The 14,459-nt window shown below is 36.5% G+C and carries 19 protein-coding genes, 1 riboswitch and 1 other annotated feature; of the genes, 5 read left to right on the top strand and 14 right to left on the bottom strand.

From position 1 onward, the window contains the following. Window positions 1–14: 14 nt before the first annotated feature. The 8 genes from gcvT to comGA form a co-directional block, all read right to left on the bottom strand. Entirely contained in the window at window positions 15–1,118 is a 1,104-nt protein-coding gene (gcvT, locus tag C9J29_RS10700) for a glycine cleavage system aminomethyltransferase GcvT (protein WP_096365269.1), read from the bottom strand. A gap of 265 nt (window positions 1,119–1,383) precedes the next feature. Continuing rightward, window positions 1,384–1,477: riboswitch (glycine riboswitch) on the bottom strand. Between the two features lie 144 nt (window positions 1,478–1,621). Further along, window positions 1,622–2,137, bottom strand: a complete 516-nt coding sequence (locus tag C9J29_RS10695; protein WP_107922125.1) for a shikimate kinase — start codon at window positions 2,135–2,137, stop codon at window positions 1,622–1,624. A gap of 198 nt (window positions 2,138–2,335) precedes the next feature. Continuing rightward, the gene (comGF, locus tag C9J29_RS10685) at window positions 2,336–2,764 is read right to left on the bottom strand and encodes a competence type IV pilus minor pilin ComGF (RefSeq protein ID WP_008181045.1); all 429 of its coding nucleotides are present in this window, start codon (window positions 2,762–2,764) and stop codon (window positions 2,336–2,338) included. Continuing rightward, a complete protein-coding gene (locus C9J29_RS10680) occupies window positions 2,757–3,074 on the bottom strand; it encodes a hypothetical protein (RefSeq protein ID WP_089986112.1) in 318 nt (105 codons plus the stop codon). Before C9J29_RS10680 ends, comGF begins: the two co-directional genes overlap by 8 nt. Beyond that, window positions 3,067–3,507, bottom strand: a complete 441-nt coding sequence (comGD, locus tag C9J29_RS10675; RefSeq protein WP_008181042.1) for a competence type IV pilus minor pilin ComGD — start codon at window positions 3,505–3,507, stop codon at window positions 3,067–3,069. Before comGD ends, C9J29_RS10680 begins: the two co-directional genes overlap by 8 nt. Beyond that, on the bottom strand, window positions 3,507–3,839 hold the full coding sequence (comGC, locus tag C9J29_RS10670; protein ID WP_008181040.1) for a competence type IV pilus major pilin ComGC: 333 nt from the start codon (window positions 3,837–3,839) through the stop codon (window positions 3,507–3,509). Before comGC ends, comGD begins: the two co-directional genes overlap by 1 nt. 1 nt (window position 3,840) lies before the next feature. Continuing rightward, window positions 3,841–4,923: a competence type IV pilus assembly protein ComGB gene (gene comGB, locus C9J29_RS10665; RefSeq protein WP_107922124.1), complete on the bottom strand. Its 1,083-nt coding sequence runs from the start codon at window positions 4,921–4,923 to the stop codon at window positions 3,841–3,843. Continuing rightward, window positions 4,898–5,917, bottom strand: coding sequence for a competence type IV pilus ATPase ComGA (gene comGA, locus C9J29_RS10660; protein ID WP_107922123.1), 1,020 nt, complete (start codon window positions 5,915–5,917; stop codon window positions 4,898–4,900). The genes comGB and comGA overlap by 26 nt, the downstream gene beginning before the upstream one ends. A gap of 325 nt (window positions 5,918–6,242) precedes the next feature. On the opposite strand from comGA, the gene C9J29_RS10655 reads away from it, so the two are divergent. Both C9J29_RS10655 and C9J29_RS10650 read left to right on the top strand, forming a co-directional pair. Beyond that, entirely contained in the window at window positions 6,243–6,953 is a 711-nt protein-coding gene (locus tag C9J29_RS10655) for a helix-turn-helix transcriptional regulator (protein WP_008181032.1), read from the top strand. 117 nt (window positions 6,954–7,070) lie between these two features. Next, window positions 7,071–7,313, top strand: coding sequence for a DUF2626 family protein (locus tag C9J29_RS10650; protein ID WP_004231035.1), 243 nt, complete (start codon window positions 7,071–7,073; stop codon window positions 7,311–7,313). Between the two features lie 47 nt (window positions 7,314–7,360). Here the strand turns inward: C9J29_RS10650 and C9J29_RS10645 are convergent, their stop codons facing one another. Continuing rightward, entirely contained in the window at window positions 7,361–8,005 is a 645-nt protein-coding gene (locus C9J29_RS10645) for an MBL fold metallo-hydrolase (RefSeq protein ID WP_089986114.1), read from the bottom strand. A 169-nt stretch (window positions 8,006–8,174) separates the two neighbouring features. On the opposite strand from C9J29_RS10645, the gene C9J29_RS10640 reads away from it, so the two are divergent. Next, on the top strand, window positions 8,175–8,354 hold the full coding sequence (locus C9J29_RS10640; RefSeq protein WP_008181026.1) for a DUF2759 domain-containing protein: 180 nt from the start codon (window positions 8,175–8,177) through the stop codon (window positions 8,352–8,354). A 66-nt stretch (window positions 8,355–8,420) separates the two neighbouring features. Here C9J29_RS10640 and tyrS read toward each other — a convergent pair whose 3' ends face one another. From tyrS to rpmG, 5 genes are all read right to left on the bottom strand, one after another. Beyond that, window positions 8,421–9,635, bottom strand: coding sequence for a tyrosine--tRNA ligase (gene tyrS, locus C9J29_RS10635; protein ID WP_089986115.1), 1,215 nt, complete (start codon window positions 9,633–9,635; stop codon window positions 8,421–8,423). 127 nt (window positions 9,636–9,762) lie between these two features. Beyond that, window positions 9,763–10,004, bottom strand: a binding site (T-box leader). Window positions 10,005–10,132: 128 nt separating this feature from the next. Then, on the bottom strand, window positions 10,133–12,028 hold the full coding sequence (locus tag C9J29_RS10630) for an LTA synthase family protein (protein WP_036222318.1): 1,896 nt from the start codon (window positions 12,026–12,028) through the stop codon (window positions 10,133–10,135). A 279-nt stretch (window positions 12,029–12,307) separates the two neighbouring features. After that, window positions 12,308–12,517, bottom strand: a complete 210-nt coding sequence (locus C9J29_RS10625; RefSeq protein WP_008181996.1) for a YqgQ family protein — start codon at window positions 12,515–12,517, stop codon at window positions 12,308–12,310. Then, complete coding sequence (locus C9J29_RS10620) at window positions 12,510–13,103, bottom strand: 5-formyltetrahydrofolate cyclo-ligase (RefSeq protein ID WP_107922122.1); 594 nt, start codon at window positions 13,101–13,103, stop codon at window positions 12,510–12,512. Before C9J29_RS10620 ends, C9J29_RS10625 begins: the two co-directional genes overlap by 8 nt. Before the next feature lie 86 nt (window positions 13,104–13,189). Continuing rightward, window positions 13,190–13,339 carry a 50S ribosomal protein L33 gene (rpmG, locus tag C9J29_RS10615; RefSeq protein WP_008408521.1) on the bottom strand — a complete coding sequence of 50 codons (150 nt, stop codon included), beginning with the start codon at window positions 13,337–13,339 and terminating at the stop codon, window positions 13,190–13,192. Between the two features lie 149 nt (window positions 13,340–13,488). On the opposite strand from rpmG, the gene C9J29_RS10610 reads away from it, so the two are divergent. Together C9J29_RS10610 and C9J29_RS10605 are read left to right on the top strand one after the other, a co-directional pair. Next, entirely contained in the window at window positions 13,489–13,941 is a 453-nt protein-coding gene (locus tag C9J29_RS10610) for a hypothetical protein (protein WP_237068805.1), read from the top strand. Window positions 13,942–13,944: 3 nt separating this feature from the next. Beyond that, window positions 13,945–14,421, top strand: a complete 477-nt coding sequence (locus tag C9J29_RS10605) for a hypothetical protein (protein ID WP_089986117.1) — start codon at window positions 13,945–13,947, stop codon at window positions 14,419–14,421. Window positions 14,422–14,459 lie beyond the last annotated feature (38 nt).

Here is a 14,459-nt window from a genome sequence, read left to right as displayed (position 1 = left end):
CCTCTTTTCAGCTATTATTTTGAACGCTTGTAAAACGGTGTTTCAACTGTAATCACTTTTAGTTGCTTACCACGGATTTCAATTTCTAATTCATTTCCGATAGTTGCGAATTGACTGTCAATTAACGCGTGACCAACATTACGTTTTGAAGAAGGAAGCTGTGTTCCTGTTGTAACTTCACCAATTTCCTGACCATCTTTAAACACTTTATAGCCATGGCGTGGAATCCCTTTATCGATCATTTCAATGCCAACTAGTTTGCGTGGAAGACCATTTTCCTTCTGAGCTACTAATGCATCATGACCAATAAAATCTTCTTTATTTAATTTCACAGCAAAGCCAATACCTGCTTCAAGAGGAGAAATGGTTGCTGATAATTCTTGACCGTAAAGTGGCAGACCCGCTTCAAAACGTAGTGTATCTCGACATCCTAGACCTGCAGGAACAACACCTTTGTCTTGACCAGCATCTAAAATTTTACCCCATAGCGCTTTAATATCTTCCGGTGCTCCATATAATTCGAAGCCATCTTCTCCTGTGTATCCACTACGAGAAACTAACACCTTATGTCCTGCAACTTCTACATTCTCTTGGAATCGGAAAAATTTAATGGCACTTACATCAGTTGAAGTTAGGGATTGAAGAACCTCCTCTGCTAAAGGTCCTTGTAGGGCAATTTGTGCATAGGCTTCCGATTGATTGTCAATCGTCACATCATATTGATGTTGATTTTCCAGCATCCAATCATAGTCTTTTTCGATATTTGCTGCATTCACGCATAATAAATAGTGTTGATCTGCTAGCTTATACGTTAGTAAATCATCGACAACACCGCCGTCCTCATAGCACATTGCTGTGTATTGTGCCTGGCCAGTAGCTATTTTTGAAACATCATTGGATAAAAGATTTTGTAAAAAATCTAATGCATCGGGACCGGTTACTAAAATTTCACCCATATGGGATACATCAAATAATCCCGCACGATTACGTACTGCATCATGTTCATCTTTAATAGAGGAGAATTGAACTGGTAATTCCCATCCACCGAAGTCAACCGTCTTAGCACCGTATTTCGCATATTCTTCAAATAGAGGTGTACGTTTTAATTCATTCGTCATTCTTTTTTGCCCCCTTATTGTTAGTTACATTTTTACTGGTAGTAGTTCGTCTGCTTTTTGTATGGGTACAATCATGACTTAGCAAAGTAAAAAGCTTCACGGAGTACCTAAAGACATAAAAAAAGACAGACGAACCCCTTTTCGGGATTCTCTGTCCTTGCACCTGAAAGTTACACCAGACTAACTCGCATGGTTGATACTGCCAATTAGTCGGCTTTCCCCTTTGGTGGCTGCTATTGTTATACTACAGCTCTCTCCAGAGTTGCGTCTTATACGAGTCCTTTTACCTGAGAGATTCATAGCCATTGCTACTTGCTCCTTCGGTGGCGTTTAATTACGCTCTCTCCCCGTATAATCATCCGCCCAAGATACATCTTGGTACTATTTAGTATTCAATGAACATTTAGTTACTTATTTGTCTATATCCTAACATTAAATGCATTGAAAAGGCAATCATTTTTTAAAAGATAATAAAATGCGAACATTAATATACTTCGCATCCTTCATCGTTCGTTTTTAAGCCTTTTTACTTGGAACACTAAATACTCTAAAATTTGGCGAATGGTTCTGCCCTCTGTCAGGACCTGAATATGCCCTGCATCACGATAAAACTTTCTTCTGTAATGATACAGACTTTCTAGCTCTTCTTTTGTTGAGCTTTGTACGATTGGTCTGTTAGGATCATGCTGAACTCGTTTATAAATATCTTCAAACGAAGCATCTAAAAAAAATACTAAGCCACTACGTCTCATAATTTTTCGATTTTCAGCATTCATCGCAACTCCACCGCCCGTAGAAATGATACAAGCCTCATCGCGGAAACTTTTCAAAAATTCTGTTTCTATTTTTCGAAAATGGGCCTCTCCGTACTTTTCAAAAATCTGCGGGATGGACGTTCCTTGCTGTCTCACTATTTCATGATCCATATCATAATATGGCATCTTTAATAAAAAGCTTAAACGTCTTCCTAAAGCACTCTTTCCACTACCCATAAAACCAACTAAATATATTTTTCGCAATTCGAATCACCTTCTTATAACTACGATTCTACACTGTCTGACAAAATTTGTCCCAATAAATTTATCGTAGCTTGAACATTCAATTTTTCGAGCCCATCATATGTTTGAAATTGCATTTCATATGACATACAATACGCAAGAAGAAAAGTAGTTACAAGAAATAATAATGCAATTGCGATTAAAAAAATAGCCCCACTGTCATTTTTCAATAATTGGCACATAGAAGGTTCTCTCCTTTTGCATACCACTAGGCATTTCCACCGCTACCGTCAGCATATTTCCGCTATAAGTGAACTGACATTTATTGATGCCATTTAGCATGGGAACATGTCCTCCATTTACTTGTTCACGAATGGTATTACGATAGCAATCAATATAATGGACAGATTCTGTGGTCTGGAAAGTGATTCTTTTGTGATCATCCCGCACGGAGAACGTTAAAATATCCTTTAGCCCTTTATTTAAATCATACACAAACTGCTCCCATTTCGACTGTTCATCCGTTTGCATAGTTGAGGTCATTTCAGCATACCACAGCATAATTAGGACAAAAAGATGAGAAATAAGCACAAACACCATTAATTGAAACATTGCTTCTAGTAAGGTATAGCCCTTCTCATTATTCATCGACATTTCCTGTAAGGGGAATACATTTTTGGCGTGGCTTAAGTATATTGTGAAAACGAACACAAATTTCTTCACCATTAAACATCCATTGATACTCAACCTGTTCAATAATTCTTGTGCCCTCAGTTTGTTGTACAGCTTGAAATAATTTCAGGCCCTCATACGCCGTTTCAGCTGCAATCATTTCCATTTTTTTATTCATAAGATTCGTTTTCATCGTATAGGTAATAGGCAATAAGGAGCTGCAAAGTAACATCAAGATGCCCATTGCCAAAATCGTTTCAACAAAAGAATAGCCTGATTCATTCAATTCTCGCTCTCCCTCGCCCTAATGTAATGATTACCTTTTTCTTTCCCTGTGGCGTTTGAAACGCGATGGTGCCAGCTGACCTGACATTGCCATTAACATTATAAACAATCGTATAAATAGAGCTCTCATCAGGCAAAAATTCGACTCCTTTAGGGAATGGACGTTCATATAGATTGGAAAAAGCATCTTTTTGAATAACGTAGCGCCTTGTAGAGCTTTCGAATTTAATCGCGATATATTGTCGCTGGTTCATGCTATAGGTTTGAATATACTGAATGTCTAGTTGAATTTGAGTAAAAAAACGCTCTAATTCCTTTGACTCCGCTAATTGTAAAGAGAATTTGCTAACAATGGCTGTTAAACTCATAACAAGAAATAAAACTATTAGCATTTCGAGGATCGTAAAGCCCAATTCATTTTGTCGCTCTCTCATTAGCCATTCGTACCTGCACCGACATTTGCTAACCGTACCTCTCCCTTAGTCGTAATAACTATTTCTTCTTTATTAGGACAAGTTGTTTCATTTTCTTTCAAATAGCCTTCTTTTACTAAATCCTCTAAAGTTGGATATGCCATAAAATCCACTCTATAGGCTTCTACTTGCCCCTGTACCATATTAATATAGGCAGCACAGCCCTTCTCATCAATCGTAGCGAAGTGCTTCGTAACATTTGGAATTGTAATTAAAATAAGAATAGAAATGATTAACAAAACAATGAGCATTTCGATTAAAGTAAAACCATTTTGTTGTTTAATATGTTTCATCTTAGTCCTCCAAAACTAATTCAATCATATGATAAATTGGTAATAGTAAACTGACATAGGCCGCTAAAATACATATAGCAATTACAATAAAGAAGCTTGGTTGGATGAAGGCGAGCACCTTCTGCAATAGTTGCTCCTGTTTTTCCAGTAATAGTTCGCTATATAATGTAAGTTCCTTCCCTAAGTAGCCACTTTGTTCTCCATGTTCTACAAAGGTAGCAAAATCCTTATGAAAAATAGACACCATATGAACGGCTTGAGTCAATGACTCTCCAAAGATGACCCTTTCTTTAATACGCAGAGACAGATGCTGTAGAAAAGGTTGAAAGGATTGTTCTTCTAAAATTTGAAGACTAGCCTGCAATGAAAACCCACTCTGTAGTAAACTCCCTAAATAGGCAGCAAATTGCCTTGTCCATGAGAGTCGGATATAGATTTGAAAAAGTGGAATTTTTAATAGTATTGATAGTCGTACGGGAATGGGCTGGCGTTTGAGATAGAGGTGTAAAACCAATAAACTGACTATTACAATCAAAGCTGTTACCATCACAAAATCGGGGACATGCAGTAATAGTTTAGATAGCGCCACACTTGTCTTCTCACCTTCAATCGAGCGACTTGATACCATTTGTTCAATATTAGGTAAGAAAATTGTTCGAAATACAAAGAATAGCAACAATAAAAATAAAATTAGCATGACAGGATATACAAGCAATTTAATTAACTTTTTCTTCGTCTGCTCACCGACAATCATTTGCTTAGCCACACCTTTTAATACTTCAAGCAAATGCCCATTGTTTTCTGCCACTTTGATGGCTACTAAATGATGTTTAGCTAACTGCAATGTTTCTAAAATGCTTGTTACGCCTTCTCCTTGTCTAAGTTTTTCATCAATTTGTTGCTGAATTTCCTCATGAACATCTATATGATGAGGGAGTAGCATCGAGATAGCCTGTGGAAATAAGTAGCCCTCCTGCATTAATACAGATAAACGTTGAATAAATTGCGCTTGCTCTTTTACACGCCATTTTGTAGCTCTGTTGTAATATAATTGAAATTTAGCGATGTATGTTTGTAACTGCATAATGGCTCTCCACTAATTCTTTTTGTCCCTTTATGGTTAATTCGTATGGTAGCTGAAAATTCCCCTTATTTAAAATAGCGGTAATGGCCTGATTGAGATGAATATCCGATAAAATTTCGTACAACGCACGACGATCATCCTGTAAGGCTGATGAATGAAAAAGGACTTGGGCAACAATACCAATGATCGTTTGCTGAAGCTCATCTATCGACACCCCTAAGTCCATTAAACGGTAAAGACAGCTAATCGAATCCTTCGAGTGGATGGTTGAAACAACTAAATGGCCCGTCAAGCTTGCCTCGATGGCAATTTTTGCTGTTTCTTTATCTCGAATTTCCCCAATCATGATCACATCAGGTGAATGTCGCAAAATTGCTTTTAACCCCGTAGCGTATGTAACGCCTGCTCGTTCATTCACTTGAATTTGAAGTAAATTGGCTTGGTTATTTTCTACTGGGTCTTCCAAGGAAATTACATGCCTATTTAATTCGGTAGAACAATAATGGATTAAAGAATAAAGTGAAGTGGACTTACCAGATCCTGTCGCCCCTGTAAAAAACAAAAGGCCCTGACGATTCTGTACTAGTTCCATTAATTTGTAGGCTGAGCTTTTAAAAAAACATAAGGAAGTTAGTGGAAAAGAATGATTTTGGAGAAGTAAGCGGATAATGAGGCTTTCTTTTAAAAATACGGAAGGCAGTGTAGATACTCGAAAGGCATATGACTGTTGCTCCATCGCCTTTTGGAATGAGCCGCTTTGAGGTTTACGTCTCTCACTTATATCTAATTGCGCCAGAAACTTATAATAGGATATCATCCGTTCCGCCAGATCGTTTGGTAGTTCACCCGCATGAAGAAGCTTGTCATATTTCCGAAAATAGATCCGATAATTTATATTGCTTGGCACCAATAATAAATCGGTTGCCCCAAAATGATAGGCTTTTAGTAAAAGTTGCTCACATTTTTGTTCAACGACTATTTCAAAATTCTGCATATATGCACCCCTCTTCTAGTTCATTCGAATATGACCGCGTATTCGTTATTTCCTAGTATAAATAGGATCTTCCTACGAAGAAAGCCCTTTTCTGAAAATAAAAATTTGTTATAAAATTTCCTATCATTCATGTTTTTTGCTATAAAAATGTGGATAAAGTGCAATTTCCCACTAAAACAGAAGATAAATACATGAAAAAATTAATATTTATGCTGAAATGAACTGTATCTTTTTCAATAATGGAATATAATAGAATGAACATGATTATTTTCCTAACACTTGGTAGACGAACATAATTTTATAAAAAACTAATGAGGTGAAGCATATGATCCATCCATTGAAAATTACCAGCACTTTAGCTGATGAAACAAGATACTCTATTTATGAGTACATATTGCAAGAGAAAAAAACAGTGACCGTCCAACATATTGCTGATCAGTTTGGCATCCATCCAAATGTTGCTCGACTTCATTTAACAAAGCTTTCAGAAATTAATATTATTTCCGCAGACTATGTGAAAACGGGTAAAGGTGGTCGACCTGGCCGGGTGTATAAGGCTTCAGAAAAAGGTGTATCATTAACTTTCCCAAGACGCGACGAAGATCGTTTACTGAAATGGACGATTCAATTAGTGGAAGAGCTTGGACCATCTGTCTTAGAAAAATGTCAGGAAATTAGCTATCAAGATGGTTATCAGCAAATGAAACAAAATATAAACGCTGAATTGACAATCAATAATTCCCTTTCCTTCGACGAGAAGCTTCAACTATTAACTGACAATGCCGCATTAATTGGCTATGTTCCACAAATTCAACAAACAGAGCGTGGCAAAAAGGTGATATTCTCCATTTTTAATTGTCCATTCCAAGAGCAACTTACAACATATTCGGATATTGTCTGCTCATTACATGAATCCTATTTAAAAGGGCAGTTAGATGCGTTATTTTCAAGCAATGAATTTGTGCAAATTGAGAGTATGATACATAATTGCGATTTATGTAAATATGAAATAAACGTGACAGAAATCGATAGCTAGTTAAAAAATCCATTCGTTTGTCACAAAGACGGAGAAGTTCCAGTTTACAGACACCTTTCCTATCATTTATAATGAGTAAGAGATTATTGTGTCGTGGGCAAAAGGAGGGGAAATTTCATGGATAATATGTATAAAGTTATGGCATTCTGGACAGGTATTTTTGCCGTTATGTTCTACCTTGGTGGTATGAACGAGGTATCGCTATTATTCTTAGGTAATACAGGTTTATTCTTATTATTAGGCTTCTTAAACCTTTCAGAACGTATGTACATGTACATTTTCGGAGCATATTTAACTGTATTCTTCGCTGGCTTCACGTACTATACAACATTCATTCACGTACCTGGTGGCGGTCATTAATACAACTAAAAAAGCGTATCTCATCAACGAGATACGCTTTTTTTATTTTAAAATCCATTTAAAAACGGGTTTGTTTCCATTTCTGCACTGACAGTTGTATAATTTCCATGACCCGGATAGATGATTGTATCCTCAGGTAATGTTAATAATTTGTCATGAATAGATGCTAATAATATTTTGGTGGACCCACCAATTAAATCCGTCCGCCCTACACCTTGTTCAAATAATGTGTCTCCCACAATCGCAAAGCCATCATTTTCAAATACATAGGAAATGCTACCAGGTGAATGTCCTGGTGTAAATACAGCTTGAAACACAAAGTTGCTCATTTCAAATTGTTGCTCTTTTTTAATGATCGTGTCTTGATCTGGTGCAGCTACCCTATAGTCTGGTAATGCAGCATATTTACTAGAGCCATTCTTTTCTGGATCTCCTAGCCAGCTAACCTCTTTTTCATGAATCCATACAGGTACATTAAATGCTTCCCGTACGGCATCCACTGCACCAATATGGTCAAAATGTGCATGCGTTAAAAAAATGGCTAACGGTTTTAAACCATTGCTACGGATTGTTTTAATAAGACGCTCCGCTTCTTCACCTGGATCAAATACGATACATTCTTTGTCTTTATTCGATACGATATAGCAATTCGTTTGGACTGGACCAAGAGAAAAACTACGTACGTTCATCATAGATATCACCTCATTTCTCTATTATACAGGCTTTGCCACAATTTGACGATAAATGTTCATAGTTTGCACTATATTAGTTCTCGACAAAAACAGGTAGAACGATTACAATTAAGGAGGAATATTGTTTACGACATTCATTTTCTGATGTCGAAAGGAGTGTCTATTTTTAATGAACTTATTAATGGTTATTTTTGGTCTAGTTTCAATTTTTGCTGTATATGGTACATTCCAAGCAATTAAAGAAAAGAACCTTTTAAGCGTTGTTTTCAACTTATTAAGTGCTGTCGTCTTTGGATGGTTTGTCATTATGACAATCGTTCATGGCGGGTATCCACCAAAATTACACTAAAATTTAGACAGAAAAAAGAGCAGTCTCTATGTGAGATTGCTCTTTTTTCTTGGACATCATCCCATTTTACTTATTCAATTTTAGAAATCTCTTCTTACCAATTTGCAGGACATCCTCATTCATTAATACTTGAGATAGATCATCCACAGCAATTTTTTCTCCATTTAATGAAACCCCATTTTGTTTAATGAGCCTTATAAAATCACTTTTACTTTGAATAAATTGGATAGAAATTAATTGTGGAATGATATCCTCTATTCTTTCTTTATCAATTTCAAGTAGCAATACAGGAATGTTAGCAGGAATCATCTTCTTCTGGAAAGCAGCTTCAAAATAAGATTTTGCATCCATCGTAGCTGCATGACCATGATATAAAGCTGTCACTATTTCTGCTAATTGTAGTTTTATATCACGTGGGTTCTCTCCGTTTTGTAGCCTTTCTTGAACGGCTTGCACTTGAAGTGGATGCTCATCTGTCGCTAATTCAAAATATTTGATAATGAGCGAATCTGGTAGTTCCATAATTTTTTTAAACATAACTTCAGGCGCTTCATGGACACCAATATAATTCCCCAAGCTTTTACTCATTTTTTCAATACCATCTAATCCTTCAAGTAATGGCATAAAAATAGCAATTTGTTTTTCTAGCCCTCTATGCCTTTGTAAGGTGCGTCCCATGAGAATATTAAACGTTTGATCGGTTCCCCCTAATTCAATATCAGCCTTTAATTCTACAGAATCATACGCCTGCATGAGAGGGTAGAAAAATTCATGTAGGCCAATTGGTATTTGGTGATGGTACCGCTTTTGGAAGTCTTCACGCTCCAAAATACGGGCAACAGATGTAGTAGCAGCCAGCTGGATGACTTCTTCAAACGTTAATTTTGCTAACCATTCACTATTGAAACGAACAGTCATTTTTTCCTCGTCCAACACTTTAAAAATTTGCTCACAATACGTTTTGGCATTTTCCTTCACCAATTCATCACTTAACGCTACACGTCCCTTAGATTTCCCGGTAGGATCGCCAATACGGCCCGTAAAATCACCAATGACAATGACTGCATGATGCCCTAGGTCCTGCAGCTGTTTAATTTTTCGCAATACGACTGCATGGCCTAAATGAATATCTGGTGCAGATGGATCGAGCCCCAATTTAATCGTTAAGGGCTTTTGCTCTTGAAATGAGTGCTCCAATTTTTTTAGTAGCTCGGGTTCATCAACAATTTTGTCAGTCCCCTTTTTAATAATGGCTAACTGCTCCTTTGGTGTTAAAAACATACAAAACATCTCCTTGTAATATTAAAAAGTTAATATTGCAAGATCTATAAGAGTTCTTGACAGGATTACTGTCGCCCAATTTGGCACTAGACGTTCAGATGCAAAAAAAACGCCCTTAGGAATAAATCCTAAGGACGTTAATGAACGTGGTACCACCTTTTTTCGAGAGCTACTCAAATAGCACTCCTCCATTAGTACAGCCGCAGCAATACTATTGCAATGATTACGGATGCAAACCCGTCGTAGCCTACTAAAATTTCGGTACGCAGCTCCAAGATGTATTCACTTTAATATCCCTTGCGCCTCTCAACGACCGGCTACTCTCTGTCAGTTTTTATTAAAGTTACTTGTTCTTTTCCATGCCTTTAACTCTTATACTCCGAAATGTGAAAAACAAATCTTCGTTATGCAGATATTTACACTAATTATAATCACTTCAACAAATTTGTCAATTGCTCAAAGTAAAAGAGAGATCTCATGGCGAGATCTCTCTTTGTTTACTTAACGGATTCTTGTTTTAAATTACCTGTCTTTTCATCATAGAAACGAAGAAGGTCTCCATTGATGATGGCGTCAGAATTTTCGAGCTCCATTGTTGCACGATCAGCGTATGGCTGACATGGCTCCCCATCTATTTCTTCGCCAGTTGATTTATCATAGCAAGCCTCTCCCGCATACACATATTTATCTGTGATAAAGCGTCCGTCACGGAACACTACAAAGTTTTCATGTTCTGGAGAGAATAAATCCGCACCCATTTGCATATCTTTTGACGTTTCAATGCCAAGTAGGTGTAAAATTGTTGGACGTAAATCCATTTGTCCTGCCATTTCAGTCATCTCTTTACCATCGTCAGATCCTGGGATATGGATGAATAAAGGTACTTCCTGTAGCAATGCATTATCAAATGGTGTAATTTGTTCTTTTCCTAAATACTGTGCCATCGCTTTATTATGGTTTTCTGAAATACCGTAGTGGTCACCATACATAACGATAATAGAATTATCATAAACACCTTGATCTTTCAGTTGTTGGAAGAAATCTTTTAAAGCTTCATCCATATAGCGTACTGTTTGGAAGTAACGATTTAATGTACCTGAGTTTGAATCATATTCAGGAATCATAATATCTTCCGGATCCAATGTAAATGGATAGTGATTCGTTAACGTAATAAGTCTTGAGTAGAATGGTTGTGGCATATCTTTCATTAATGCTGCAGATTGCTCTAAGAATGGCGTATCTTTCATTCCCCAGTTCACAGCTTGCCCTTCTTCTACTGTATAAGAATCGATATCATAGAACTTATTGATTTTTAAAGATTGATACATAATGTCACGGTTCCAGAATGATTTATTATTCGGGTGCATGACATTTGTAAAGTATCCATTTTCCCCAAGGCGCTCTGCCATTGAGTTATACGTATTTCCACCATGTGTGAAGAATACTGCTCCACGTCCTAAACCAAATAGTGAATTTTCTACGATAAACTCAGAGTCAGATGTTTTTCCTAGACCTGTTTGGTGATAGAAGTTACTGAAATAATACGTATCTTTATCTTTTGTTAAAGAGTTTAAGAATGGCGTAACTTCATGACCATTCATGTCATTGTTAATGACAAAGTTTTGTAAAGACTCCATAGACACAACAATTAAGTTGCGGCCTTTATATTTCCCAAACATTTCTGGGTTGACTGCTGCCTGATTAGAGCGAACATAGTTGTTTACTTCAACTAATTCACTACCGTCCGCTAACGCACGTTGGGCAGAGGATTTTGTTTGAATATAAATATCATACAAATGGTAATTGTACGTACCAATGTTTTTTACAAGTAATTCGCGGTCAAAACTACGTGTTAATAATTGTGGACGCTCTGTTTCAGCTAAACCTAAGTTTAAGAATGACATAGCGATTGCCAGCACAAAAAATGCACGGCGGAATTCCACATTAACTTTAAACGAATTTTTCATTTTTGGTATAAATTTATTCGCTAAGATTAAAATAAGTACATCAACAAAATACAATACATCCCATGGCTCTATTATGGCAGCTACAGAAGTTCCTAAGTCACTAAAGTTACTTGTTTGGAATAATACAGGTAGTGTAATAAAGTCATTATAGAAACGATAGAACGCTACATTTCCATAAAGGACTATTGATAAAATAATGCTGACTGTAATTAAATAACGATTTCTAGCCTTTGGTGATTTAAAGAAAAGTGCTAAACCATACGTAAATAGCAAGAAACTTAATGGGTTAATAAACAAAATAAATTGTTGCATTGCATTTTCAATTTTCATCTCAAAGCTCGTGTGGTAAACAATGACCGTTTTGATCCAAGTTGCTATAATTGCTAGTATCATAAATGAATGTTTAGGCCACTTTATTGATCTCATTCCTAACATCCTCCCTACTTCCTTACAAAAAAATAATAATTTTTTACATTTTGTTACGGAAACAAAATATATCTTAATCCATTTTTTACAGATAATCAACACATATCTTTTGGAAATTTTACTCTCATCGCTCGTATATGCACCAGATATCTATATATACGTTTTACATTGTAAAAAGTTTCGTAAAAACATAAAAACAGCGGAAATCCACTGTTTTTAAGAATATTACATACATGTTACATTAATTTTACAATACCCCATTACATTATATTTCAAACATTACTTTTTATTCTCTTCTATACGAAGTCTTGTTGTTTCTTGTCGAATTAGTAATAATGCCATTTGGTAATCTTTTATGTCTAGTACATTCGCTTTATAGAGCTCTTTTATTTCATCCTCCATTAACATCAAATCACCAATAGGGTCCCGTGTATAAATAAAAGTACCATACGTTTTCAAGAGTTCATAAATATCTAACATTTTATCCATTTTCGTTCGCTCCTCGATGTGCTAGACAGTCAATACGTTCTGTCGGTGTCACTATGATGTCTACAGGGCAATCATGTTCTTCAGTAGGAACACGATTAACGATCTGCTCGTCAAAAAGTAATGACATCAATTTACCCTTTTTATAGTTTAATACATAGCGATCATAATAACCACCGCCATACCCTATTCGATAGCCTAACCGATCAAAAACAACCCCTGGTACTAAGATGATATCCATCTCATTTGCGTCAACTAACTCACATCGTTCAGGAATAGGCTCACGCAAATGCATATATACTGTTTCGAGCTGAGCAAATGATTCAATGGCGTAAAATGTCATTTCTCTTGTTTTGGGGTGGCACTTTGGCACAGCGACCTTTTTCCCAAGCTGCCATAGTTCTTCAATTAAAAGAATGGTGTCGACTTCTGGCTGATTTGAAATGGTAATGCCGATCGTATTTGCTTCTATTATATATGGTTCCTGTAGCACTCTTTGCACTACAGCTTTAGATTGTCTGCGATAAACTTCATCATTCATTATCGCAAGTGTTTCTCGTACCTTGTTCCGTAATGTTGTTTTATCCATGCAGGCTACCTCCTATATAGTAAAACTTCAATCATTCATAAAATGTAGAAAGCCAAAACCACTTGTGGTTTTGGCTTAATGAGCGATTACTTAGTTTCACGGTGAAGAGTGTATTTCTTCTCGCGAGAGCAATATTTTTTAAGTTCAAGACGCTCTGGATTGTTACGCTTGTTCTTTTTAGAAATGTAGTTACGTTCGCCGCAATCTGTGCAAGCTAAAGTAATGTTTACGCGCATCATTAACCCTCCCACTCTATATCAAGAATTTAAATTTGAGCATGATTTATACGACTAACCTATTATAACACAAACTGAAAAAAAATCTACCTTCATTTCATATTAAGTTTGCATATGGTAAAATATCTTATAATTACATACTACACGAGGTGAAGCTATTGGATTTATCCATCATACTAATGAGTTTCGGGATTCTTTTGATTATAGTATCGTTCTTTTTCAAAAATAGCTCGAAAAAAGTCGAGAAGGATGTCGAAGAATTATCTATCTCCATATTCCAAGAAACGAATAATTTAAAGCGCCGTTTAAAAATTGTAGAGGAAGAGCTACTATTAGAACCAGAGTTTCAAGTAAAATCAAAATCAACACCTAGTCCTAGCATACAAAATCCTAAAGTTCAACAAGTTATGCAAGCTGTCCAACAAGCCGCACAAGCTTCAAAAGTAACGCCTAATCCATCACAAGCAAAGCCGATTCATCAAATTATCGTAAGTCAGGTGCTGGAATTGAATAAACAAGGACTTTCTGTAGGAGATATTAGTATCCGTTCAAATTTAACAGAAGAACAAGTTCGTCAAGTGATTGCAAATGGGGGTCGTTAATTTATGAACAAGTCTTCCATCCGCTCATTTGGCGTAGCCATTTTCCTAGTCGGTGCCATACTTGCTCTTGCAAGCCGCTTCGATGTGAACATTGGGCTCCCTGAAAAAGATTCTTCCAATCAGCAGCAGGTTGAAGAATTGCAAAATAAGCTCAATCAGGCTAATCAAGAAATTGCTGCGTTAAAAAAACAAGTACATACTACTGAAGAAACTACTACTGCTGATTCTTCAGAACCGTCTGTTAAAGAAGATACCAATGCGGATGATACAACAATGACATTGCAAATATATAGTGGGATTACACCGTATATTGTGGCCCAAAAGCTAGAGGATGGTGGCATTATTTCTAACAGCGTAGAAATGGAGTTACTACTCGCAAACGCAAAATATGCACGAAGCTTGCAAATTGGGTCCTACGAAGTCAATTCCTCCATGTCTTTAGAGGAAATTGCGAAGTTAATTACAGGTAAAAAGCAATAAAGAAAAGCTGTCGCCACATCCAAATTAAGGAGGCGACA

The sequence above is a fragment of the Lysinibacillus fusiformis genome (genome assembly GCF_003049525.1).
Taxonomy (GTDB): Bacteria; Bacillota; Bacilli; order Bacillales_A; family Planococcaceae; genus Lysinibacillus; species Lysinibacillus fusiformis.
This window is presented reverse-complemented; position numbering and strand designations above follow the sequence as displayed.

Bases quoted from the DNA above. Each gene is read 5' to 3' on its own strand.
- C9J29_RS10645 (WP_089986114.1), bottom strand. From the start codon at position 8,005: ATGATGAACGTACGTAGTTTTTCTCTTGGTCCAGTCCAAACGAATTGC.
- comGD (WP_008181042.1), bottom strand. From the start codon at position 3,507: ATGAGAGAGCGACAAAATGAATTGGGCTTTACGATCCTCGAAATGCTA.
- C9J29_RS10605 (WP_089986117.1), top strand. From the start codon at position 13,945: ATGAACAAGTCTTCCATCCGCTCATTTGGCGTAGCCATTTTCCTAGTC.
- comGC (WP_008181040.1), bottom strand. From the start codon at position 3,839: ATGAAACATATTAAACAACAAAATGGTTTTACTTTAATCGAAATGCTC.
- C9J29_RS10625 (WP_008181996.1), bottom strand. From the start codon at position 12,517: ATGGATAAAATGTTAGATATTTATGAACTCTTGAAAACGTATGGTACT.
- C9J29_RS10655 (WP_008181032.1), top strand. From the start codon at position 6,243: ATGATCCATCCATTGAAAATTACCAGCACTTTAGCTGATGAAACAAGA.
- C9J29_RS10620 (WP_107922122.1), bottom strand. From the start codon at position 13,103: ATGGATAAAACAACATTACGGAACAAGGTACGAGAAACACTTGCGATA.
- gcvT (WP_096365269.1), bottom strand. From the start codon at position 1,118: ATGACGAATGAATTAAAACGTACACCTCTATTTGAAGAATATGCGAAA.
- rpmG (WP_008408521.1), bottom strand. From the start codon at position 13,339: ATGCGCGTAAACATTACTTTAGCTTGCACAGATTGCGGCGAACGTAAC.
- C9J29_RS10630 (WP_036222318.1), bottom strand. From the start codon at position 12,028: ATGAGATCAATAAAGTGGCCTAAACATTCATTTATGATACTAGCAATT.
- comGA (WP_107922123.1), bottom strand. From the start codon at position 5,917: ATGCAGAATTTTGAAATAGTCGTTGAACAAAAATGTGAGCAACTTTTA.
- comGB (WP_107922124.1), bottom strand. From the start codon at position 4,923: ATGCAGTTACAAACATACATCGCTAAATTTCAATTATATTACAACAGA.
- C9J29_RS10650 (WP_004231035.1), top strand. From the start codon at position 7,071: ATGGATAATATGTATAAAGTTATGGCATTCTGGACAGGTATTTTTGCC.
- C9J29_RS10640 (WP_008181026.1), top strand. From the start codon at position 8,175: ATGAACTTATTAATGGTTATTTTTGGTCTAGTTTCAATTTTTGCTGTA.
- tyrS (WP_089986115.1), bottom strand. From the start codon at position 9,635: ATGTTTTTAACACCAAAGGAGCAGTTAGCCATTATTAAAAAGGGGACT.
- comGF (WP_008181045.1), bottom strand. From the start codon at position 2,764: ATGAATAATGAGAAGGGCTATACCTTACTAGAAGCAATGTTTCAATTA.